Genomic DNA, 24,469 nt, shown 5'->3' on the forward strand with positions numbered 1-24,469 from the left:
ATCTCAAATGATATCCAACAACTGCCTTCAATAATTTTTGAGTTAACGAAGCTATGCAGAAAAAGAAGACAAAAAGAGCAAAGAGATTTCAATGCAGTCTTGAAAAAACATTAAGAATTTAACAAGCTTTTACATCTTTTAAAGATTATAAACACATATCATGAGCACAATTTCATCATTGTTTTTTCCAAATCCTTTTCGAATTTTTTTGAAGGCGATTCGCATTTGTGATTCAACAGTTTTTATTGAAATTCCCAACTTATCGGCAATTTCTTTGTTTTTATAGCCTTCCTTTTTACTCAGTAATAGAATCTCTTTACATCGGTCGGGTAAGCTATCTACCAAAATCTTGATCTTTTCTATTTTTTCCAACAGCTCCGAATCGTCTTCCTGTGTTTGTTCTTGAAGTACTTTGTGTTTTATAAAATCCAACGTACCCTCTGTTTTTTTATCTCTACGCACATTTTGCATACAGGCATTGAACACAGATTTGTATAAGTATGCTTTTATAGAGGTTTTTATATCAAGTTCCTCGCGCTTGGTCCATAATTTAATAAAAACGCCTTGAACAATATCTTCTGCATCTGGAAGACATTGGGCGAATTGTAAAGCATAAACACACAAAGGCCTATACTGTTGGTCAAAAAGTATTTTTAGCGCATGGCTATCGCTTTGCTGTATACGTGCCCATATACCTTCTTCATCCATTATTATACAACAATTTTATTTGATATTATTTTCAATTCAGCGCTTCAGTTAATAGTGAAAAGTAACAATAAGTTTAAGTATACTATAATTTTTTTAGTAAATAGCACCTGCGCTAAACATAATATATCGTCCCAAGCGGTATAACATATTCGATTGACAAAAAATATGAAACGGCATTTCGGCATCTAAAAAGCAAATTCGAATGTACATCTTTTTTATAGGAACATTGGTAGTCCAAGAATTCAAATTCAGTAACTAGGGCAGTCTTAAGAGAATCCTCTTTTTTAAGATGTCGGAAATATAAAAAGCGAAAACAGTAGAAAAAAGAAGGCTAAATAGTGAATAAATAAAAAAAGTTATAATTTTTTTAAGGGTATATCAATTTTTATGCATCATAACTAAAATTATAATAAACAAATCTTTGGTGTATTGAAAACTTTAATACTGAAATTTCTTACTGATACCATCTCCATAGAAGAACTGAAAATTCTTCAAAAATGGCTTAGTAATCCTCAGAACAGGGATTATTTTGAAGAGATGATCAAGACCAATCAAAGGTTGGATTTTGCTTATCGAAAAATTGATGTGGAAACTGCTTACCAGCGCATCATAAAGGCAACTTCCGAAAAGGAGGGTGACGCTCCCAAAGGAGCGCATACATTTTTCAAATATGCGGCCGTAGCCATTTTGTTGATTACTACTTCTTTTGGTCTATACACCTTTGTGCAAAAGGATGATAAGATGAAATCTGTTTCGGTGCCACAAGTAGCTGCTCCTGAATCTGAGATTGTGTTAGAGTTAGAAGATGGTAGCTTTAAGGTTATTGATGAAACTGAGAATGTCGCTATTACCAATGCCAAAGGTGATAAAATCGTACAGCAAGAATACAATAAACTTAAATATGCCGCATCTTCCACCTCAGAAACCAGTCTTGTATATAATAAATTGATGGTGCCCTATGGCAGGCGTTTTGTTATCGAACTTTCAGATGGTACGGTCGTTCACCTAAATGCGGGAACAAAATTAAGATACCCCAAAGTTTTTGCCGAAGCTGGTAATAGGGATGTATATCTTGAAGGAGAGGCTTTTTTCGATGTCGAGGAAAATAAGGCAAAGCCATTTGTGGTACATACCGAACGAATGAACGTTCGTGTTTTTGGTACGAAATTCAATGTTTCCAGTTACGATAACGAGAAGAGTACTTCTACTGTGCTAGTCGAGGGGAGCGTGGGCGTCTATGGTGCAACTGAACAATATAATGATACTGATAGGATGGTTATTTCCCCTAACCAACAGGCTAAAATGCAAAATGGCGAATTTACAATAGCGGAAGTTGATGTGGAGCGCTTTATCGCTTGGATGGATGGTAAATTATTCTTTGTTAATGACAGATTCGGAGATATTGTAAAGGTTTTGGAACGGAATTATAATGTAAAGATTATTAACAAGCACCAAGAGTTGAACGACATTCGCTATACCGGAACTTTTCAGGAGAAAACTTTATCCGAAATACTGAATGTATTTAAAAGAAATACAAAATTTGACTTTGAAGCAGGCAACGATGATAGCATCGTAATATTTCCTTCTTCGCTCTGAAGCGAGATTAACAATTGAAAATATAAAATTATATGAAGCCAATGAATTAAATAAAATTGACAGCACACAATTCGATTTACGACATGACAGAACAACAGTCGCTAACCAACAAAATCATTCCCAATTATGAAAATGACCAACATCAAGAAGATGTTTGAAAAAACGACTTCGCAACTTAATCTGAAAATGAAGATGACCGTCTTCTTTTTAATTATTTCATTTTTTCAAATGAATGCCAACGAAGGCTATGCCCAAATCACAAAAATTAGCTTGAACTTGGAAGAGGTAACACTAATAGAGGCCTTTAAAGAGATAGAAGGCAAAACTGATTTTCGGTTCTTTTATAAGAACCAAGATTTAGAGTTAAATCGAAAGGTAACGCTGAAAATGAAGAAAAAGCCTATCGATATAATATTGGACAAACTTTTTCAAGATGGAGAGGTAACCTTCGAGGTGTACGATAAATATATTGTTCTTAAAAAGGTCGTTTCCACTGTAGGATCAAATGACATAAAGCCAATAATGGAATCGAAGCCCATACAATCTTCGGTAAGTGGTGTGATTGTCGATGAAGATGGGGTTGTCTTAGCGGGTGCCAGTATCGTAGAGAAAGGTACGGTCAATGGTACCCAATCCGATTTTGATGGCAACTTCACCTTAGAGGTAGGTAATGATGCTGTTTTGTTGATTTCATTTATCGGTTTTATATCTAAAGAGGTGCCCGTAGCAGGTCAGCAGAATATTAATGTAACCCTTACTGAGAATACCGATGCTCTTGACGAAGTAGTAGTGGTGGGTTATGGTACTAAACGAAAGAAAGATATCATTTCGGCAGTTTCAGTAGTTGATATTGAAGAAGTAAAGGATGTACCGGCTGCAGATGTATCAAGGATGTTATTGGGTCAGGCACCTGGTGTTAACGTTGCGTCAAGCTCAGGCCGCCCCGGCCAGAATCTTGATATTTCCATTAGAGGTTTGGGGTCATTGGGAGCAGGAAATGATCCGCTATGGGTAGTTGATGGATTTCCTCTTGAATCTTCCGATGGTTTGAATCCAAACGATATAGAATCTATTTCCATATTAAAAGATGCGGCTTCGACCGCAATATATGGGGCTAGAGGCTCAAATGGGGTAATTCTCGTTACTACAAGAAAAGGGAAAGTAGGTAAGACCAGTGTTACATTAGATGTGACCACGGGTTTTCAGGATGTTCCAAATTCACGTAGACTTGATATGATGAATGCCGTAGAATTTGGGGAATTTCAAAAATCGAGTTGGATCGATAGATATATCGCTGCCAATGGATCGGAACCTGCTGAAAGTGAAATTCCTGCAGGCATTCGCAATCCGGAGAATAACACGATTTCTACAGATTGGATGGATGAGATATTAGCTAATGCGCCCTTATTCAAGAAATATGACCTCTCGATCGCTTCTGGTAATGAAAAGACAACATCGTTAATTACCTTGGGCTACATGAATCAAGATGGGGTCGTTATCAAAACAAATTTTGAACGCTTCAATGTTAGGGCCAAAGTAGACAATAAGATTACTGATAATATCACCGTGGGGGTTAATTTATCTGGATCCAAAACGAATGAACGAATTATCGGTGCAGGATCTAGACATACGCCTGTCGGACTTGCATTATGGGTAGACCCTAGAGAACCGGTTTATGAGGAAGATGGAAGTTTTAATGCCTATTTGGGTGATAAGGATACTCCGGGTGACTTAATTTTTAATAGCGCCAACCCCGTACAAATACTGCATGAACAAAAAACCACCATGAACACAAGCAGGTTACTGGCCAACGGTTACGCACAGTTCAAGTTTTTGAAAGGCTTTACGTTCAAATCAACGCTTAATGCTAGTATAGTCAATTCTAGATATAATCAGTTTACGCCATCAACTTTGTCAGGTTTTACATGGAACCAGCCGGCGCCGAATGATGCAGATCTGTCCGAGGAATATATGGAAACCTTTAATTGGTCTGCAGATCAATTGCTTTCCTACGCAAAGGTGTTAAACGATGTTCATAGTATTACCGCCTTATTGGGGTATACTTCACAGGAGTCTACAGTTAGGTCGATTGATGGAGATGGAACGAAATTTCCTGATGATGATATTCGATTTTTGCAACAAGCAGAATCTTTGTCGGCCGAATCTGAAGAATCGAGTTGGAGTCTTTTAGCCTATTTTGCGCAGCTCAACTATGATTATAAAAACAAATATTTAGTTTCTGCCACATATCGTAGGGAAGGAAGTTCCAGATTTGGCTCGAATAATAGGTGGGGTAATTTTCCTGCCGTTTCAGCAGGTTGGCGAGTCTCTGAAGAAGGTTTTTTGCAAGATGTTTCATGGCTGAATGATTTAAAGCTACGAGCTAGTTTTGGTGCCACGGGGAACAACGACATTGGTAATTACCCAAGTTTATCTACGCTTGGAACAACGAATTATATTACTGGCGGAAGTTTTCAAGCGGGTAAGATACTAAACTCACTTTCCAACCCGAACCTAGGTTGGGAGAAATCCGAACAATTTGATTATGGCATCGATTTAACGATGTTCAACAATCGCCTTAGCTTTGTAGCGGAATACTATAAAAAAACTACGACAGACATGCTGTTGCCTGTGAATATACCCGTTATAACCGGGTTTGAGACCACCTTTACGAACATTGGTAAAGTAGAAAATACAGGTTTTGAATTAGGGTTGAATTTTAAAACTAATATTACCGAAGACTTAAAGTTCCGTAGTAATTTCAATATTTCGTTCAATAAAAACAAAGTACTCGAAATTGATGGTGATAATGACGAAATTAGAACTGGTGGTATCTATGGTGCACATCATGTTTCTCAGGTAGGCAGGCCAATTGCTATGATACATGGATATAGAAACATAGGAGTGTTCCAATCACAGGCGGAAATTGACGCTTCACCTATTCAAGATGGTGCCGTACCAGGTTCGTTCAAGTATTGGGATGCTAATGGAGATGGTGAGATTACCTATGACTTTCAAGATTATGTTGAAATAGGTAATCCACATCCAGAATTTGTTTATGCGTTCAATATGGGCCTAGATTATAAAGCTTTTGATTTTAATGTAGTTTTCACCGGAGCGCAAAACTATGAAGTTTTTACAGAAATAGAACATACCACTATGAATGTGGACGGGGTTTTCAATGTAGAGACGAAAGCAGCAGATAGATTTAGGTATACTACCATGTCTGGTGATGCGGGTCCTACTTCCAATTTTTGGAAATGGGAACGCGAAGGAAACAGTTATTATATTTCTGATGCAAGCCATGTATGGTTGAGAAGCCTATCCATAGGGTATACAATTCCTATAAATGCAAGCTCCTTTCTTGATGGAGCCAGGATTTATGTTAATGGAGACAACCTTTACCTCTTTTCGGGTTATGAATATGGTAATCCTCAACCGAACGATCGTAGTGGGTTAAGACCTGGAGTAGATGAAACACCTTATCCTCTGGCACGTACAATTTCTCTTGGGGCAACATTGAAATTTTAATATTTAAAAAACTAAGGAATGAAAAATTTAATCAAGATATTTATAAGTTTATCGATTGTTTTTTCCATGTTTTCGTGTAGCGATGATTTTTTGGACAAACCAAATCCTAATCAATTAGGGGAAGGAAGCTTTTATGCTTCTGAAGTGCAAGTACATCAAGCAGTTATGGGTGTTTATGGGCAAATGCAGGGCATCACAGGTAACCAGTGGCTTTACAGCGAAATGCTCACCGACAATACCACCGTTCATTTTGATGAAGGGAATAGGGGAAATGCACCCAATATTGAGTCTTTTGAATACTGGCAATATAATTCCGGTACAGGCCGAATGTATGATCTTTATAGGGATATCTACAATGCCATGGGCAATATTAACCTAACCTTGTCCAAACTAGGGGAAGCTGACATAGATTCCGGTGAAAAGGCCCGTTTTGAGGGAGAATTGCGATTTTTTAGAGCGTATTATTACTTTCTTTTAACGCAGTATTTTGGTGATGTGGTTATGATCACCGAACCATTAACCGATCCTTCAGCAGCATTTGAGTTAGAGCGTTCTCCAATTTCAGCGGTGTATACTCAAATTGAAAGTGATCTCGATATTGCAATAGCTGCTCTGCCTCATCCCGGTAATGTTAGTGCATCGGATGTAGGACGATTGACCAAGGGAGCTGCACTCACCCTTTCGGGTAAATTATGGTTGACAAGAAAAGATTTTGGAAAAGCCAAGACGGCCCTTGATCAAGTAGCAGCTATGGGGTACAGCTTATTGGGTAACTATGCCGATGTTTTTGACCCCACTAATAAAAACCATAATGAATCTATTTTTGAAGTGCAATTTCAAGGCGGAAATGACCTAGGTGAACATAATGGATTCATTTATAATTTTTATCCAAAGTTCACAAATGGAGAGGTAACTGGTTTTGATGGAATAAGTGGAGGCGGATGGAATATTCCTACTTTGGATATCATTGGCGATTATGAAGATGGTGATGTGCGCAAGGCCATATCGATAAGTGAAGGGTACACCGATAAAAATACGGGCGAGTTTGTTGCGATTCCTTTTATTGAAAAGTACCATTACGAACATGCTATTCAAGGTCGTCCTGATAATAATTGGCCAATATACCGATATGCAGATGTATTATTGATGCTTGCCGAGACCATCAATGAGCAGTCGGGGCCGAACGCAGAAGCTTATGGCTATATTAACCAAGTTCGGGATAGGGCAGATCTACTTCCTTTGTCGGGACTTTCCCAAGATGAGTTCAGAACGGCATTGCTTCATGAAAGAAGAATTGAATTGGCCTTTGAAAATCATCGTTGGTTTGACTTGAGAAGAACCTTGAGTGCTACGGAACTTGTTGCGTTATTGAATTCTCACGGTGCCTCGGAAAAAGCCAACCAAACGACTCCAAGGGGGTCAGTAGGATTTTCGGCGGGAGACTATATATTTGATACACATGAAATATTATTTCCCATACCAAATAGGGAGCGGGTTGTAAATCCGGATTTAACGCAAAATGACGGCTATTAGCCTTTGATTATACTTATAAATTAGTATTTTACTGAGCATGATTGTTTCTAAACCTTTTAATGGTATATGTCATATCAAATTACCGGGTTTCGGGCAAGAAAGATTGATGATGATAGAAAAATATTAGTAAACATATGGAAGAATTTAATTGGATATTACAACTTTTGGGTCGTTTTCATCCCCTATTGGTGCATTTTCCCATAGGCTTGTTGGTGGTTGCTTTGTTCTTTGAGCTGCTTACCATTGGAGGAAAGCGACCTGCATTGCGAGAAGGCATTCATTGGATGGTCTACGTGGGCGCTGCATTTGGCGTGCTCGCTGCATTGCTGGGTTGGCTACTTCGTACGTATGACGATTATAGCGGTGACTTAGTGACCAACCACCAAAATGTAGGCATTGCCACTGCTGTATTCAGTGTGATCACGGCGCTGTTATTGCGAAATACCCTCAATGGAAAATTGAGTGATTACCGTGTATATCGCTCTGGCCTTATGGTTACTGTGATATTGCTGGCGGTTGCGGGTCATTTAGGGGCAAACCTTACGCATGGAGAAGACTATTTGACCAGTGTGTTGCCCGGCAATAAAGATGCTTACGACAATAGTAAATCTGTGGCCTTGCTCGCTGAATTGAAACAATCTGATTCGTTATCAGAAATTCAGCAAGACAAACTGAACTTGGAGGTGAGGGCGATTTTTGCACATAATTGCTATCAATGCCATAGCGAAAACAAGCAAAAAGGAGAATTGGTGTTGGAACATAAAGAGGGCGTCTTCAAAGGTGGTGAATCCGGTCCGGCTATCGTCGCCGGAAAGCCTTCGGAGAGCGAGCTGTATCGAAGGGTTACGCTTTCCCCAAATGATGATGAGGTAATGCCAAAGAAAGGAAAGGTGCTTAAGGACAATGAAATAGCATTGATTAAATTATGGATCCAAAACGGAGCTCATTGGTCCGATCAAGCACTTAAAGTGTTTCCTGAAGCGGCCCTGGCCCTTGAAAGTCCCGAATTACCAAAAGTTGAGGGTCAAAGCCATCCCGTTGATAAATTGATTGGTTCTTATTTTGAAAAAAATAGTATCGATTGGTCTGAAAGCGTTGATGATAGAACTTTTATTAGAAGGGTCTATATGGATGTAATCGGTCTGCTTCCTGAACCAGAGGCCATTGCCGAGTTTGCTAACGATTCAATTCCAGACAAAAGAGGCGCACTCATAGATACGCTTTTAGGTGACACCCATAACTACACGCAGAATTGGTTGAGTTTTTGGAACGACCTTTTGCGTAATGATTATAGTGGCACCGGATTCATAACTGGCGGAAGAAAACAGATTACCGATTGGTTGTATTCATCGCTGCAGGAAAACAAATCCTACGATCAAATGGTCAAAGAATTGGTCAATCCCACCGATGCTTCAGAAGGTTTTATAAAAGGAATCCAGTGGCGGGGTGTGGTCAATGCAAGTCAACGTACCGAGATGCAGGCCGCGCAGAATATTGGCCAATCGCTGCTAGGGGTCAACGTAAAATGTGCCTCTTGCCACAATAGTTTTGTGAGTAATCTTACGTTGGCGGAAACGTATGGTTTTGCTTCCATTTTTGCAGATTCGGTATTGGAACTGAACCGTTGTGACAAACCATTGGGCAAAATGGCCAAGGTGAACTTTCTGTATCCTGAATTGGGAGATGTAGAGGCCGAGAGCGTTAAAGAGCGGTTGTCAAAGCTTTCCGAAGTAATAATCAAACCCGAAAATGGCAGATTGTATCGCACCATTACCAACCGTTTCTGGAAACGATTGATGGGCCGTGGTATTGTAGAACCGGCCGATGAAATGGACAATGAGCCATGGGACTCTGATTTGTTGGATTGGTTAGCGTCTGATTTTATAGCTTCGGGGTATGATTTGAAGCATTTGATAAAGCAGATCATTACCTCGAAGGCCTATCAGCTGCCCACTGCGCACTATGAAAAACTTGAAGATATCAAGTCTAATTATGTTTTTAAAGGTCCTGTTCTAAGACGAATGAGCGCCGAGCAATTCTCCGATGCAGTAAGTCAGGTAATCAAACCGATGTATGCGGCCGTTGCTTTCAATCCTAAAGGTGGAGAATTACCATCCTCAAGAATATGGCATCGCGAAATAAAGTTTGATCGTGATGTATTGCCAGAACCTGGGAAAAGATATTTTAGAAAAACGATTACACTTCCAAATAAATCGATAACAAGTGCCAAAGTGTTGGTCTCAGTCGATCATTCACATACACTTTACATCAATGATAAAAAGGCATCGGAAGGTTCTGATTGGACAAAAGTATACAGGTCCGATGTTACACCTCTCTTGTTGAAGGGAGAGAACACGATAGCGATAGAGGGAATCAATGAAGGAACCATTGCTAATCCTGCCGGGATATTATTTTCTATGAAAATAATATATTCTGATGGCAGCGAAATGATTTTGAACTCCGATAAAAGCTGGAAAAGCACTGCTGAAGAACCCGATCAGGGATGGACAAGTGTGGCGTTCGATGACAGCAATTGGGTAGAAGTGCGTAATTATGGAACTTCAAATTGGGGGAAACTTATCGATTTTTCTTTTGAAGAACATAATGGGGAGTTTGCCCGGGCCAGTCTTGTTCAGCAACACCCGTTCATGAAAGCTTTGGGTCGTCCGAGTAGGGAAAACGTAGCAACCTCAAGGGATGATCAGGCAACACTTTTACAGGCATTGGAACTGACCAATGGCGAATTTTTTAATAATGTCTTGGAAGAAGGAGCAGGGCAGTGGTTGAAAAGATATGACGACAATAGTGAAAAGATTGTTGATGAACTCTATCAAAAATCGTTGGGTCGAAAACCTACCGATGATGAGAAAGAAATAATGCTGGCCGTTTTAGGCAATCAACCAAAACAGGAAGCATTACAAGATATATTTTGGTCCACATTGATTTTACCAGAATTCCAATTTATAAACTAGAGATGGCGATGGATGAACAAAACACACGTAGGGATTTTATAAAGAAAATGACAGCGGCAAGTTTGGCGGCTTCGGCGACCACTATTCCGTTGGCCAGTTTTCTAAGTTCATGTACGGGTACGGTTCCAAAAATTCCCTCGACAGCCGACACCGTTATTTTATTGTGGATGGCCGGAGGCATGGCCCATACCGAAACCTTTGACCCCAAAGCGTATGTTCCGTACGAGAAGGGTGTCGAAAGCAAAAGGGTATTGAGTACGTTTCCTAAAGTGCCCACTGCTGTTGACGGACTCGATTTTTCGAAGGGATTGGAATCGATAGGAAGTGTAATGGACAAAGGTGCCATTATCCGTTCGTACAAATCCGCTGATTTGGGTCACATATTGCATACAAGACATCAATATCATTGGCATACTTGCTACGAGCCTCCACAATCGGTTCAAGCACCCCATATCGGCGCCTGGATTGCAAAAGAATTGGGACCGGCCAATCCGGTGATACCGCCTTTTATTGCCATGGGACAACGATTTACCGTGGGTGAGGCGGAAGAGTTGAAAGCATTTCATTCGGCAGGGTTTTTAGGTAGTGAATATGGACCGTTTTTGATTCCTGACCCATCGGGCGGACTTGAAAGTGTACGTCCACCGCAGGGGATGTCTATCAAAAGATTCGAGGCCCGATACAAACTTTATAAAGAATTGGCCAATAAGAGCAAGGTCATGGAAAGTGGCAGCGATTATCAAAGGGAATCGCTCATGCGTTCGATGGAACAGTCGTATCGCTTGTTGAATTCACCTGAGGCAAAAGTCTTCGATTTGTCAGAGGAGCCTAAAGAGGTATACGATACCTATAACACGGGGCGTTTTGGTCTGGGATGTCTTTTAGCCAAGAGATTGGCCATGAACGGTGGAAGGTTTATCAGTGTTTCTACCGAATATGAGCCGTTTTTAGGATGGGATACCCACGAAAATGGACATACGCGACTTGTCAAGATGAAAGAACTTATTGATCGACCCATTGCCCAATTGGTGAAAGATTTAGACGAGAGCGGCCATTTAGACCGAACATTGATTATATTGGCAAGTGAGTTCAGCCGTGATGCCATTATGGAAGGGCGACCCGGCGAACAGGTCCAAGATCAGGTGCCGCAACCCGATGTTATAGAGGATGAGAAATTTTACGGAATGCATCGGCATTTTACCGATGGTAGCTCGATACTTATGTGGGGTGGAGGTGTTGAAAAAGGTTTGATATATGGTAAAACGGCAGACGAAAGACCCTGTTCCTCTATAGAAAATCCAGTTGTAATCGATCAAGTGCACCAATCTATTTATCATGCATTGGGCATGCACCCTGAAACACATTATACGATTGAGGGGAGGCCATTTTATACCACGCCTGACGGACATGGAAAACCCATATTGGATTTGTTCGGAAAACCCATGAAGAACTCAAAAAATCAAGATAAAGAGGCGCTGACCTCATAGTGCTATTCGAAATTAAAATGTTTAATGAGTAAATATATTTGCCTACTACTAATTGCTTTTTTCTGGTCTTGCCAAAATTCAAAGGACGATGAAATAAGTTTTAACCGCGATGTCAGGCCCATTTTAAACGATAAATGCCTAAGATGTCATGGGGGTGTCAAGGCCAGTGGTGAATTTAGTCTCTTATTTGAAGAAGATGCATTTGGCCAGACCCAATCAGGTGCAACTGCTATTGTTCGTGGCAATCATTCCAAGAGCGAATTATACAAACGTATCGTTCATGAAGATCCAGAACTACGAATGCCATTTGATGCGCCCGCGCTTACACAAAAGGAAATCGACGTGCTTGTACAATGGATCGATCAAGGAGCGAAATGGGAAAAACATTGGGCGTATGTTCCTCCTAAAAGAGACATCGAACCTCCGACTATAGATAGCCTGTCTTGGGCAAAAAATAAGATAGACCAATTTGTTTATGCTAAAATGCAGGAAAAGGAATTGTCCCCTTCGCCCGAGGCAGATAAAGCAACCTTGCTAAGAAGACTGTATCTCGATCTTATTGGTATACCTCCCACCCATGAAGAAGTTAAGGTCTTTATGGAAAACAGTGCTGAGGATGCCTATGAAAAGGAAGTGGACAAGTTATTGGCTTCATCACATTTTGGGGAACGTTGGGCAGCGATGTGGATGGATTTGGCCCGATATGCCGATTCCAAAGGATATGAGAAAGATTCCAATCGGGAAATATGGAAATTCAGGGACTATGTAATCAATGCATTTAATGAAGATATGCCATTTGATAAGTTTTCAATTGAACAATTGGCCGGCGATCTTTTGCCGAACCCCACCGAACAACAATTGATTGCTACGGCCTTCCATAGAAATACGTTGGCAAATGATGAAGGGGGTACCGATAACGAGGAGTTTCGAATAGCTGCTGTGGTCGAAAGAGTTGCAACGACCTATGAAGTTTGGCAGGGAACCACAATGGCGTGTGTGCAATGTCACAGTCACCCTTACGATCCTTTTCGCCATGAAGAGTTTTACCAGTCTATGGCATTTTTTAATAATGCCAAAGACAATGACTCCTATTTTGAAGAGCCTAAATTTTTTACCTATTCCGAAGAAAATAGAGAAGAAGTTGAATCACTTTTAGCCTATATCGACGCTGAACTTTTACCCGAAGACGCTGCGCCAAAGGAACCGTACCTGTATTCGGAAAAGGAAGCTGTATTGACCAGATTGGGTTACCGAATGCATGAGGCGGAGTCATTTTATGAATCAAGCTCCTTCATTGAATTGGATGAAAGTTTGAGTTTGCTGTGGCAGGTACAAGATAGTTCTTGGGTCAAGTATGATCAAATTGATCTCGAAAATATCGAGCAAATCGGATTTTTTGCATCGGCGACCATTGGCTATGCGGGTGATATTTCAATCCACCTTGATTCGTTAAAAGGAAAAAAGATAGGAGCGGTTAAAATTACTAAGACCGGCGAATCGAAAAAAGGTGCCGATAATAGATATAATACCCGCGAATTTAAGGCGGCCATAGATGCCACAGAGGGCAAACATGATGTCTATTTAAGATTTTTTAAGGGAGAACGTTATGACGGCCATCTCTTTTATTTGGATAAGATGAGGTTTTATGAAAGAGAACCTCGGATGAAATTATATAGTACTGCTTTCAATCAAAAGCTCAAGAAACTTGCTGAGATTCCTGCCACATCGACACCGATAATTCAAGAATTACCACCGGTCGAAGCCCGCAAGACGCATTTATTCGAACGCGGTAGTTGGTTGACTTTGGGGAACGAAGTAGAAAGTGGTATTCCCAACATATATGGCTATCCGGAAACAGAAGAACCAAAAGATCGATTGGCATTTGCCCAATGGATGATGAGTGAGAAAAACCCGTTGGTCGCAAGGGTAGCGGTAAATCGCTTTTGGGAACAGCTTTTCGGCTTCGGATTGGTCGAGTCGATGGAAGAATTTGGCACACAAGGCGAAAAACCGACCCATCCGGAACTATTGGATTGGATGGCAGTTCGGTTTGAGACGACCCATGATTGGCATGTGAAACCGTTACTTCGCGAATTGGTGCTTTCGGCAACCTATCGACAATCATCGGATGCCGATGTTGAAAAAATCGAAAAAGATTCCAGAAACCAATGGCTTTCCCGAGGTTTCCGAACACGCCTGTCGGCCGAGCAAATACGAGATCAGGTTTTGACTGTGAGTGGTTTGTTGAATCCTTTAGTGGGCGGCCCAAGTGTAACCAATAGTAGTGTTGATGGCGGTTGGACGGGCGTTCCAGATTGGGCGGTTAAAGGAGATTCTGCCAAGTACCGGCGCTCGCTCTACACCTTATGGAAACGGGTGACGCCCCCCAATGAAATGCTTACCTTTGATAGTCCTGACAGATCGGTTTGCACTTCGCGCCGAATTCGTACGAATACGCCGTTGCAGGCCTTGAACCTATTGAACGACGAAACGTTTTTCGAAGCGTCGAATGCCTTGGCGGTACAAATGTTACAAGCCGATGCAGATCCCGAAGAACAATTGATGTTCGGGTATGCTAAAGTCATGGGACGAAAGATAAGCGACAAAAAACTTTTGCTACTGAAAGAACTCTATCACGACGCCCAAGAACATTTCAAGCAAGAAAAGAAGGACTCGAATTTTCCGGAAGCCGCAATTGAAAGAATAGGTGATGAAAAGAATAATCTAGCAGCACTGGTCATTGTTGCCAATGCCCTGTTGAATTTAGATGAATTTATTGTAAAAGGGTAACTCATGGATATTGTAAACGAAGCACATTTTAGGCAAAGTGAATATAACACCCGAAGGCATTTTTTAAAGAAATGTGTGACCGGGATGGGGGCCGTTACACTCGGTTCGATGATGGGGGGAGCAAATCTTTTTGCTAAAAATTTGTTGTCCCCGGGCGGAGGTGCCGGAATGCCGCATTTTGTGCCTAAGGCAAAACATGTGATTTATTTGCATATGGCTGGGGCACCTTCACAATTGGAACTTTTTGATTACAAACCTGAACTTCAAAAAATGAATGGGCAATCTTGTCCGCCTTCGTTGCTTGAGGGTAAACGCTTCGCATTTATTAGAGGGGTACCTCAAATGCTGGGGCCACAAAGTACTTTTAAGCAGTATGGTGAATCGCGTACTTGGGTATCCGATTATTTGCCGCGATTTGCTGAAGTTGCCGATGAGGTTACTTTTCTCAAATCGGTACACACCGATGAGTTCAATCATGCGCCTGCCCAGTTTTTAATGCAGACCGGATCACCTCGAACAGGGCGACCCAGTTTAGGGGGTTGGGTTACCTACGGGCTTGGGTCGCCTAATGAAAATTTACCAGGTTTTGTGGTATTACTTTCTGCCGGAGGTCCGACAGGAGGGAAACGGCTCTGGGGAAGTGGTTTTTTGCCTACCGTACACCAAGGCGTGCAATGTCAATCAACGGGTACGCCAGTGCAGAACCTTGGAAATCCGAAAGGTGTGGATAGTAAGATGCGGAAAAAATCCGTAGATATTATCAATAAAATTAATGAGCTGGAATACCAAGAAGCGCAAGATCCGGAAATATTGACCCGAATCTCACAATATGAAATGGCCTTTAAGATGCAGACTTCTGTTCCTAAAGTGATGAACATTGATAGCGAGCCAGATTATATTCAGAAAATGTACGGTGTTACCCCGGGCAAAAACTCATTTGCCAATAATTGCCTTTTAGCGCGTCGGTTGGTTGAAAATGGGGTTCGATTTGTGCAATTGTATGACGATGGTTGGGATATGCACGGAGCGGGTCCTGGAGGAGGTGTTGGCGATGGTTTAAGACGAAAATGTAAGCAAATAGATCAACCTATATCGGCACTTTTAATGGACCTTAAGCAAAGGGGAATGTTAGAAGATACCTTAGTGGTTTGGGGCGGTGAATTTGGTCGTACGCCCATGATGGAAGCCCGTACAGGCAAAAATTTTCTCGGACGTGATCACCACAACGAAGCTTTTACCATGTGGATGACCGGAGGAGGAATCAAAAAAGGACATACCCACGGTGAAACCGATGAAATTGGCTATTCCGCGATTAGTGGTAAAGTACATGTGCATGATATACAGGCTACCATTTTAAATCAATTAGGATTGGACCATGAACGGTTGACCTATCGCTTTCAAGGTCGTGACTTTCGATTGACCGACGTACATGGGAATGTAATCAAAGATATTTTGACTTAAAAAGGGTTGGTATCACTAGTTCGGGAGTACTCAATTTACCTATGGGAAATCGATACAGATAAATAAACAGTTACTGAACTATAGATTTAATGCAAGACGGTAAAACCGATAGAATAGACTTTTTGGAGACGACCACCAAAGCGACAGCTGGCGCTGTTGTTATGCCTCATTTCAATATAAATTCTTCAAAACCTAAGATGTGCGAAATGGTCATAGGCCATAGTGATTTTGAATATAAAGTACATAAAGAATGGGGCAATCTAGACCCGGCAAAAACACCGGTGAACAATTGTCACGAAATGATAATGGACAGCAAGGGGAGATTGGTCATGGTCGGTGATGACACCCATAACAATGTTCTGATTTATGATAAATCGGGAAAATTACTTGATTCTTGGGGCATTCGTTACAAAGGAGGGCACGGACTTTCATTATGGAACGATGGAGAAGAGGATTACCTGTTCATTTGTGATACGGATGGCGCCATTATCAAAACGAATATGGACGGACGTGAACTGATGTTTATCGGACACCCATCGGAGTATGGTGCCTATGAAAAAGATGAGGCCTTTAAACCTACTGAAACTAGTATTGGTCCGAATGGCGATATCTACATTGCCGATGGATATGGTTCACAGTATGTACTTCAGTTTACTAAAGATGGTGAATTCGTTCGTAAAATCGGCGATGGACGCGGAACCGATGATGGCCAGTTTCAGACGGCCCATGGGGTATGCATTGATGATCGAGATAAAGAAAACCCAACTTTAATAGTGACATCACGGGCGGGCAATTGTTTTAAACGATTTACTTTAGATGGCAAGTACCTTGAAACTATTTCGTTGCCAGGTGCTTTTCCTTGCCGTCCGGTAATTCATGGTGAAAATTTATATGCAGGTATTTGCTGGTCTTCTGCTGTGAAATTTGAGAATGGCGTGGCTGAGAGTCATCCGAGTAAAAATAATCCGAACTCCGGGTTTGTTACTATTTTAGATAAATATAATAAGGTGGTCTCCAATCCGGGAGGTACTGCCCCAAAGTATGAAAATGGAGAACTACAGCCTATGTTGCAGGCAGAACCTGTTTTTAATCATTGTCATGATGTATGTATCGATGACGATGCCAATATTTATGTCTGTCAATGGAATGCCGATAAAACCTATCCCATAAAGCTGGAAAGGGTTTAGTGCCTGTTTTTGAATTAATGCCTTATTGGTTACAGTCGAAATGCTTTTGTCTATTCTTCAATCCTATTCAGGATTATAAAAAATTAATGAGACCCCGAAATAGAGAAGCATAAAACTAAAAAGAGCCTTGTCTAGTTAGACGAGGCTCTTTTACGAGAACACTATATGAAAATGAAAAAATTTACTTCGTATTAATTTCATAACAAACTTACGGTGAGGTTCCCAAAACGACAATTAAATGATGTGAATGCCTCTAATTATGTTGTGAATGAAGTGAATTTTATATTTTAGGAGTTAGTGAAGTAAATCGAAAATCTTAAAACACAAACACCATAGGATACTTTCGGTTGCCTATGGTGTTTCTTGGTTTTAGGGTTTTACGAGTTTTCCTTTTTATTCTTAAAAGCCCAAGTTACCCTTCCTACTTCTTCTTTTTTATACAATTGTCGTATATAAAAATGGTGGGTTCCTCTTCTAAATTCCTTATTGCCTTTTACGATAAACTTACACTTAAATATTTGCTTTCCTAACTTTAAGTTGCAAAGGTAAAAAGTCTTTAAATTCGGAAGTTGAAAAGTTACCGTTTGGCTTTTTTTATCAATTTTGGCTTTTAGTCCCTTTAAACCGATTTGTCTATAAAAACGATAAGGTACCTGTAGCGATACGTTTGCTGATTTGGGTAGATTTCGAACAATCTCAATATCAAAAGGTCGTTCTCTGTCCGGCGATCCGACAATATTGATTGGCATTTCAAAGATGGGGTCGTCTGCTTCAACGTTAATTACATTAAAGTTTCTCCATGTCGCATTATTGTTATTACGGACAAACGCCCTAAAATCGTCCCAATCGAAATTTGTAGCCGGTGGTAAAGGTGGCGCACCATCTTGAGGATGGTTGATTAGTCCGACAAAGCAGTAATGACCGGTAGCAGGTATGTCGTTTTTGTCCCATACAATAGGGTCGGTGACAACCATGGTGTCGCCTACAGGAACGTTAACAGCCCCAGATGTGCCTATAAGGTTCCATAAATTAGGTGTAACCAGAGTTGATACTTCACTCCAATAAACTTGGGCGGTTACCCCATTTGCAGCGGTAAAACCCCTATTTTTCATTCTTACATAAATATAATTGTCTTGTCCCGATTCTACTTCGTAACCCAATGTACTCGAATTTTCAGTACCACTGCCTTCTCCGAAAGAAGTGGTCGGATCAGCTACTGGATTTGGGCGGGCGATAATATCTGGACTAGCGCTGATGCTGCCCGAAGAGGGAACGATGCCTGTGTCGCCTACGTTATCCCTCAAATAGATATCGGGGGTAATCTCTAAAGTGTCTTCTAGAATGGCCCTAAGATTGGGCATAACCCCAATATTGCCACTAACCCCTGTTCCTTGGGCTGTTCCTGTTGCTGAATTCGACAATAGAGACCGCATTTGCAAAGGCGATAAAATGGTGCCTGTTGAATCTTTATAGGCACCTTGCAAAATTAGGGCAGCACCGGTAATCATGGGTGATGCTCCACTAGTTCCACCAAAAGTACTTGTGTAATCATCGTTCATGGTAGCGGTTAGGTCGTTGCCCAATGAGCCAGCACGTCTATTCGCATAACCTGAGGTGACAATATTTTCGCCCCAGCCATAGCAATCTATTCTGGAACCAAAATTGGAGGAAGCCCATCTGTTATGTGGTAAGGCAGATAATGAGGCCCCGACCATAATGGCTCCCGAATCCATAAAATCGGCGTGGGTCCTGTTCAATCTGAAATTACCGGCTACATCGGTAAAGCTATCCAAATTTCTATTGCCATTACCAGCAGCCTCAACGACTATGATGCCATTTGCTACCGCCAACCGTATGGCATCGAAATCGGCCATATCCATTTCAGAAGGGAGAAAGTTTCTTTGTACCTCCAGTAATAATACATCACCCACATTCATGTTAAGAATAGCTGCGACAATGGCATCTGCCACGTGTAAGGCTGTATCTGAAGAAGCCTCATAGTGCGAAGCCATACGCACGTAAGCAATTGAAGGCGCTATGCCCACTATTCCAGCGGTATTATCTACCCCGACTACTTCGCCTAAGACAGCTGTTCCATGGTCTCCGATATAGGTGCCTACCCCACTTCGATTATCGTTAAAGATCAGTGTTGGTGATGCTGCGGCCAAATCTTCATGAGTAGGGATCCATCCTTGTTCCAAATCTATAAACCCGATTCCTTGACCTTCAAATCCTTGGCCCCAAGCCCAAATTGCGTCAATGCCCGTTGGTGCCGCACCCAAGTAACCTTGTTGAGCCGATAGATTATCATTGCTTGGATTGACAAAAGGATCAGTGACCGTATGTTCTTTGTAGGCAAAGTTTATTTCGTATAGGCTATTAAATTCTTTGATTAATTCATCAATGTTGCCCTCATAATTTCTATAATCCAGCCGCCAGTAGTTAGAAAGGCTTCGCAACATCGGAAAACCACTATTTCGCCCAGTTTTTTCAAGTTTACTAAGCTCTTTTATGGAGGCACTTTTAATCTGCCTTCTGACAAAACTAGGCTTGGAACGATCCAACAGACCTCTTAGTTTTGTTAGTTTGAATTTTTCAACAAGCTCCTTGAGTTCCTTTCCCTCGAAATAAGAATATTTATCGGATAAATTAAGGATAATAAAACCACTGAATTCTTTCCCTCCGGTTGAATCATTTGCTTTGAAACGATGCAAGAGACTTTCATTTTGTACTAAATTTTTCATTTTTAAATGATTTAAGTATTTGTTATTCAATTTTTTCAAACTTTTCTCAATGGTGATTCAATAGTGCTTATCGGAAACCATAAGTTTGGGTGCACTGTTTTTGAGGGAAGAAAAAAGGGGGTGTGGGTATTACTAAGAAATATATGGTTCAAATATATTGAAACTTAGTACCGGCTGGGGTTGATCTGTATGGATGACAGGATTTTTTGTATGGTTTGCGAAACGGAGAGCCCGTTCATAAAAAATGTACGGTCCGAACGAAAACATGGAATTTGAGGAGTGAGAAAATAGTCTATAACTAAAAAGAGCCTTTTCTTACTAGAAAAGGCTCTTTTACGAGAACACTATATGAAAATGAAAAATTTTACTTCGTATTAATTTCATGACAAACTTACGGCGAGGTGACCTAGACCGCAACTAAATGATGTGAGTGGCTCCAATTCTGTTGTGAAAGAATACTTTTTTGATGACCTGTTGAGAAGTAGGTTTTTAACTTAGGTGAAATTCTGTAGGGGTCGATTGTATTTACTGGCATTTGCACTCCAATTTTAATAGGTGATGGAAGCGTTTTTTTTGTAGTTTCATGCAGTAAACCAATTTATTAGAAAAACTTTCCCATGACGAATTCCATAAAACTGCATGTCAATGGACACGAGCATGAAATCGAAGTTGCTCTTAATACCCCATTGCTATATGTATTGCGTAATCAACTTCAACTGAACGGACCTAAATTTGGATGTGGGTTGCAGCAATGCGGTGCTTGTATGGTTTTAAAGGACGGAGAGTCTGTGCCATCTTGTAGGCTACCCGTCAGTGCAGTATCAAAATCAAAGATTCGCACTTTGGAAGGGCTGGCTGATATAAACGGAAGCTTACATAAGGTACAGCAAGCTTTTATTGATGAACAGGCAGCACAATGTGGGTATTGTCTTAACGGAATGATAGTGGCTGCAGTTGCATTACTTGAAAAAAATGATAAACCCAGTGATGACGAAATAAGAAAAAAATTAGCCCTGAATATTTGTCGTTGCGGTATTCATTCAAGGGTAATCAAAGCGGTTAAAAAAGCGGCATCTAATTAATTAGAATATGAAAGCTACGCGACGCAATTTCATCAAACAAATAGGATATGTGAGCATTGGGTTTTCAATGGTCGGAACCGTTGGTCTTGCAAATGGCGGTTTTATGCCTATCGACAAAACAGGTTCTTTATTAGGAACCCCGGATAAAGATCAGATCAATGCTTGGTTGCAAATATTGGAGAATGGAAAGGTCAAGGTCTTGACCGGAAAAATTGAACTGGGTCAGGGAATTCGAATTGCTGTCGCTCAAATGGCTGCGGAGGAGCTAAATACCGATTTAGATTTGATCGAAGTGAATATAGCCGAAACTGGGGTGACACCAGATGAAGGCTTTACGGCCGGAAGTAGTTCCATTGTATCAAGTGCTATGGCGGTGCGAAATGCAGCTGCTTCGGCACGCGAAATCATTTTGAAAATAGCTTCTAAAAAATGGGGAATGGCCATTTCACAACTACAACTTAAAAATGGCAAGGTTCTCGGTCCGGAACGAGAAATGTCGTTGTATGAGCTTTTAGACGGCGAGCAAATTGAAAAAACGATAGCAAAAGCAACGGAATACAAGGGAAAAACAATTCGAAAGTATGTCGGGAGACCTATCCCCAGAAAAGATATAGAAGCGATGGTTAGGGGGCAGGAAGTATTTGTTCAAGACCTTCGATTTCCAGGTATGGTGCATGCTCGGGTGGTGCGCCCACCAAGTTATACCGCCAAATTGGTTACTATCAATGAAGCTGAACTCGAAAGGTCGCCCCACCTTTTGAAGCTGGTTCGTAAGGGGAGTTTTCTGGGGGTATTGGCAGAAGATGAATACCAGGCAATCCGGCTTATGGAAAAAGCCAAACAACTTGCAAAATGGAATGCACCGGAAAGGCTTCCCGGTAATATCAATGTAAAGGAATATCTGAAAACTCTTCCTGCTGATATCGAAACACATGAGGAAAAAGGCGATTCGGATACTTCCTTGAAACAATCGAAAAAGCAACTTAGTGCATCTTTCTTTAAACCTTACCTGATGCATGCGGCCAATGGTCCGTCATGTGCCGTAGCTCTTTTTAAAGAAGGGGAATTATATGTATGGACTCATAGTCAGGGTGTTTATCCGTTACGGAGAACCTTGGCCAAATTAGTTAAAATGCCCGAAGATGCTGTTCATTTAAAAGCGGTTCCAGGTTCGGGGTGCTTCGGACAAAACGGTGCGAACGATGCTGCGACCGAGGCGGCACTTATGGCGATAGAATATCCGGGGAGACATGTTCGCTTGCAATGGACTCGTGAAGATGAACATGGTTGGGAGCCCTACGGAACGGCCATGATAGTAGAATTGAAGGCAGGCCTTGATGAAAATGGCGAAATAGATGGTTGGAAATGTGCTATTTGGTCCGATGGACATAGCAACCGACCTAACGGTAACCCAAACACGCTTCTTCCTGCCCAGTTTTTGGAGGAGGGTTACGGGCATCCGGGAATTGGCTACCGCGGGGGAGCAGTGCGCAATGCGATTCCGTATTATGACATTCCCAATCTAAAGGTCGAGACACATATTTTTCAGGGGCCATTACGGGCTTCGTCATTACGGGGACTCGGCACCTATACGAACGTTTTTGCCATTGAATCGTTTATGGATGAGCTGGCGCGGATGTCGAATACCGACCCCATTGAATTCCGTATTCGACATTCGAACGATGAAAGGTCAATTGCCTGTATGAAAAAACTTCAAGAAAAGTTGGTAGGGATTTCTATTCGGGGAGGCGAAGGATTGGGATTAGCATTTTCCCGTTATAAAAATAACGCCTCTTATTGTGCTATGGCCGCTCATGTAAGTGTAGACAAAATAACAGGAAGTGTACAGGTCAAGAAAATGTGGTCTGTTGTCGATGCAGGGGAAACTATTAACCCTGATGGGCTAAAAAACCAAATGGAAGGGGGTATGATTCAATCCGCCAGTTGGGCGCTTAAAGAAGAAGTTCGTTTCGATGCACAACATATAACTACTCTCAATTGGAATTCATATCCCATTTTTAGATTTCCTGATACCCCGGAAGTGGAGGTCGAAGTAATCGACAGGGTTGATGAGCCACCGATGGGCGCGGGAGAAGCAGCGCAAGGCCCTGCAACGGCCGCCATCGTCAATGCAATTTTTGATGCTACAGGTGTACGGATTAGAGAATTACCGGTTAATAAAGAATTGATCAAACAAGCTAAAACTTGACTTAAATGAAAAGAAATGCTTAAAACTAAAAAGAGCCTTTTCTAGTAAGAAAAGGCTCTTTTACGAGAACACTATATGAAAATGAAAATTTTTACTTCTTGTTTTAAATACAGAGTAAACTTACGGTGATGTGCACTGAACTACAATTATATGTTGTGAACAGTGCTTTTTTTGTTGTGAAAGAAGTATTTTGTGATGTACTGGATTTGAGGGTGGAATTATGGGGTTTCGGCAGGATGTAAAGTTTTTATGTTTTTAGAAGTTTTTATTCAAAAAAAACCGCCCGGCTGTTGTGCCTGACGGTTTTGTTGCGCGTCGATACGGTGGCTAATTCAAATAATTACCTTGTGCATCAAGTTTAAGGTTCTTTTTTGACCGATCTTTTCGCAATTTTACCTTGTAGTGCTTTTTTGGTTCTTTTCCATAACTATAAGAAACCTCATAAGAGCTCGAATAAAGGTCCCAGCCTGGGTGTTCTTTGAATATGGTATTTCTTACTTCGAAAGGAGGTGTTATTGCATCAAACTTTTCATGCGCGGAAACTACTTTTCCAGCATTATCGAATTGAGCGCGTATATAACCGTTTCCATTGGTGTCATCTTTAAACACGATTTCATATAAATCAAGATTTTCTGCAAATCTACTGTCCTTATCAATGTTGTATTTCGCGACCCTATATTCCAATGCCTTGACTGGACGTGGAGTATTGTGGTCTTGAATATTTTTAAGATATTCTGCATTTTGGGCGATTACCTCAACTCCTTCGATGTGTATTGTTCTCATACAATCTTCAGTTTGGGCACTACCAAAGTAAAATGTTCCGATTGCCAAAAGGCATACTGTTGTTGTTCTCATGATTAATTTTTTTATGGTTTTTATTTAGTCAAATCTTCTTTGATTCTTTATGGTGATAAGTTGCGTATTCAATTAAATTCGGCATACGCCAATTGGCATCGTAATTTTGTCTTTTCAAAATGTCTTTGAAATTGAAGTTCGAGTACAGGTAGCGCTTTTGTGGTGGAATTACAGGATCGAAAAGTGTTATTGAATGTTGCTTTTAAAAGCATCAGCATGTGGTCTTCCATTTTATTGAATAATTTTTGCAATTCTGCATCCTCTTCAATGATTTCCATAACCGGTTTAAACTTGTGATTTTCCATAATTGTCAG

Annotated in this window: 14 protein-coding genes; 10 read left to right on the forward strand and 4 right to left on the reverse strand. The window is 41.0% G+C overall.

From position 1 onward, the window contains the following. Nucleotides 1-138 precede the first annotated feature (138 nt). Nucleotides 139-708: an RNA polymerase sigma-70 factor gene (locus BLS33_RS16190; protein ID WP_089891751.1), complete on the reverse strand. Its 570-nt coding sequence runs from the start codon at nucleotides 706-708 to the stop codon at nucleotides 139-141. 429 nt (nucleotides 709-1,137) lie between these two features. Between BLS33_RS16190 and BLS33_RS16195 the strand changes: the two genes are divergently transcribed. The 8 genes from BLS33_RS16195 (at nucleotide 1,138) to BLS33_RS16230 (ending at nucleotide 17,265) form a co-directional block, all read left to right on the forward strand. After that, a complete protein-coding gene (locus tag BLS33_RS16195; RefSeq protein WP_089891753.1) occupies nucleotides 1,138-2,304 on the forward strand; it encodes a FecR family protein in 1,167 nt (388 codons plus the stop codon). Nucleotides 2,305-2,430: 126 nt separating this feature from the next. Next, nucleotides 2,431-5,835, forward strand: a complete 3,405-nt coding sequence (locus tag BLS33_RS16200; RefSeq protein ID WP_089891756.1) for a SusC/RagA family TonB-linked outer membrane protein — start codon at nucleotides 2,431-2,433, stop codon at nucleotides 5,833-5,835. Nucleotides 5,836-5,853: 18 nt separating this feature from the next. Beyond that, entirely contained in the window at nucleotides 5,854-7,368 is a 1,515-nt protein-coding gene (locus BLS33_RS16205) for a RagB/SusD family nutrient uptake outer membrane protein (RefSeq protein WP_089891761.1), read from the forward strand. A 134-nt stretch (nucleotides 7,369-7,502) separates the two neighbouring features. Further along, on the forward strand, nucleotides 7,503-10,340 hold the full coding sequence (locus BLS33_RS16210; RefSeq protein WP_089891765.1) for a DUF1549 domain-containing protein: 2,838 nt from the start codon (nucleotides 7,503-7,505) through the stop codon (nucleotides 10,338-10,340). 8 nt (nucleotides 10,341-10,348) lie between these two features. Next, the gene (locus BLS33_RS16215; protein WP_089891914.1) at nucleotides 10,349-11,827 is read left to right on the forward strand and encodes a DUF1501 domain-containing protein; all 1,479 of its coding nucleotides are present in this window, start codon (nucleotides 10,349-10,351) and stop codon (nucleotides 11,825-11,827) included. A 24-nt stretch (nucleotides 11,828-11,851) separates the two neighbouring features. Continuing rightward, a complete protein-coding gene (locus BLS33_RS16220) occupies nucleotides 11,852-14,617 on the forward strand; it encodes a DUF1553 domain-containing protein (protein ID WP_089891768.1) in 2,766 nt (921 codons plus the stop codon). A 3-nt stretch (nucleotides 14,618-14,620) separates the two neighbouring features. After that, nucleotides 14,621-16,078 (forward strand): DUF1501 domain-containing protein, encoded by a 1,458-nt coding sequence (locus BLS33_RS16225; protein WP_089891771.1) that lies wholly within the window; start codon nucleotides 14,621-14,623, stop codon nucleotides 16,076-16,078. An 89-nt stretch (nucleotides 16,079-16,167) separates the two neighbouring features. Then, a complete protein-coding gene (locus BLS33_RS16230; RefSeq protein ID WP_089891773.1) occupies nucleotides 16,168-17,265 on the forward strand; it encodes a 6-bladed beta-propeller in 1,098 nt (365 codons plus the stop codon). A 377-nt stretch (nucleotides 17,266-17,642) separates the two neighbouring features. Here the strand turns inward: BLS33_RS16230 and BLS33_RS16235 are convergent, their stop codons facing one another. Next, on the reverse strand, nucleotides 17,643-20,009 hold the full coding sequence (locus BLS33_RS16235; protein WP_089891777.1) for a S8 family peptidase: 2,367 nt from the start codon (nucleotides 20,007-20,009) through the stop codon (nucleotides 17,643-17,645). A gap of 617 nt (nucleotides 20,010-20,626) precedes the next feature. Here BLS33_RS16235 and BLS33_RS16240 point away from each other — a divergent pair. Together BLS33_RS16240 and BLS33_RS16245 are read left to right on the forward strand one after the other, a co-directional pair. Beyond that, nucleotides 20,627-21,091 carry a (2Fe-2S)-binding protein gene (locus tag BLS33_RS16240; protein ID WP_089891780.1) on the forward strand — a complete coding sequence of 155 codons (465 nt, stop codon included), beginning with the start codon at nucleotides 20,627-20,629 and terminating at the stop codon, nucleotides 21,089-21,091. Between the two features lie 7 nt (nucleotides 21,092-21,098). Then, nucleotides 21,099-23,300, forward strand: a complete 2,202-nt coding sequence (locus BLS33_RS16245; RefSeq protein ID WP_245731501.1) for a xanthine dehydrogenase family protein molybdopterin-binding subunit — start codon at nucleotides 21,099-21,101, stop codon at nucleotides 23,298-23,300. Nucleotides 23,301-23,627: 327 nt separating this feature from the next. Here the strand turns inward: BLS33_RS16245 and BLS33_RS16250 are convergent, their stop codons facing one another. After that, a complete protein-coding gene (locus tag BLS33_RS16250; protein WP_089891783.1) occupies nucleotides 23,628-24,155 on the reverse strand; it encodes a hypothetical protein in 528 nt (175 codons plus the stop codon). A 68-nt stretch (nucleotides 24,156-24,223) separates the two neighbouring features. Then, nucleotides 24,224-24,460 (reverse strand): hypothetical protein, encoded by a 237-nt coding sequence (locus tag BLS33_RS16255; RefSeq protein WP_089891786.1) that lies wholly within the window; start codon nucleotides 24,458-24,460, stop codon nucleotides 24,224-24,226. Nucleotides 24,461-24,469: the final 9 nt, after the last annotated feature.

Origin of the sequence: Kriegella aquimaris, from assembly GCF_900103215.1 — a bacterium.
Classification (GTDB): Bacteria; Bacteroidota; Bacteroidia; order Flavobacteriales; family Flavobacteriaceae; genus Kriegella; species Kriegella aquimaris.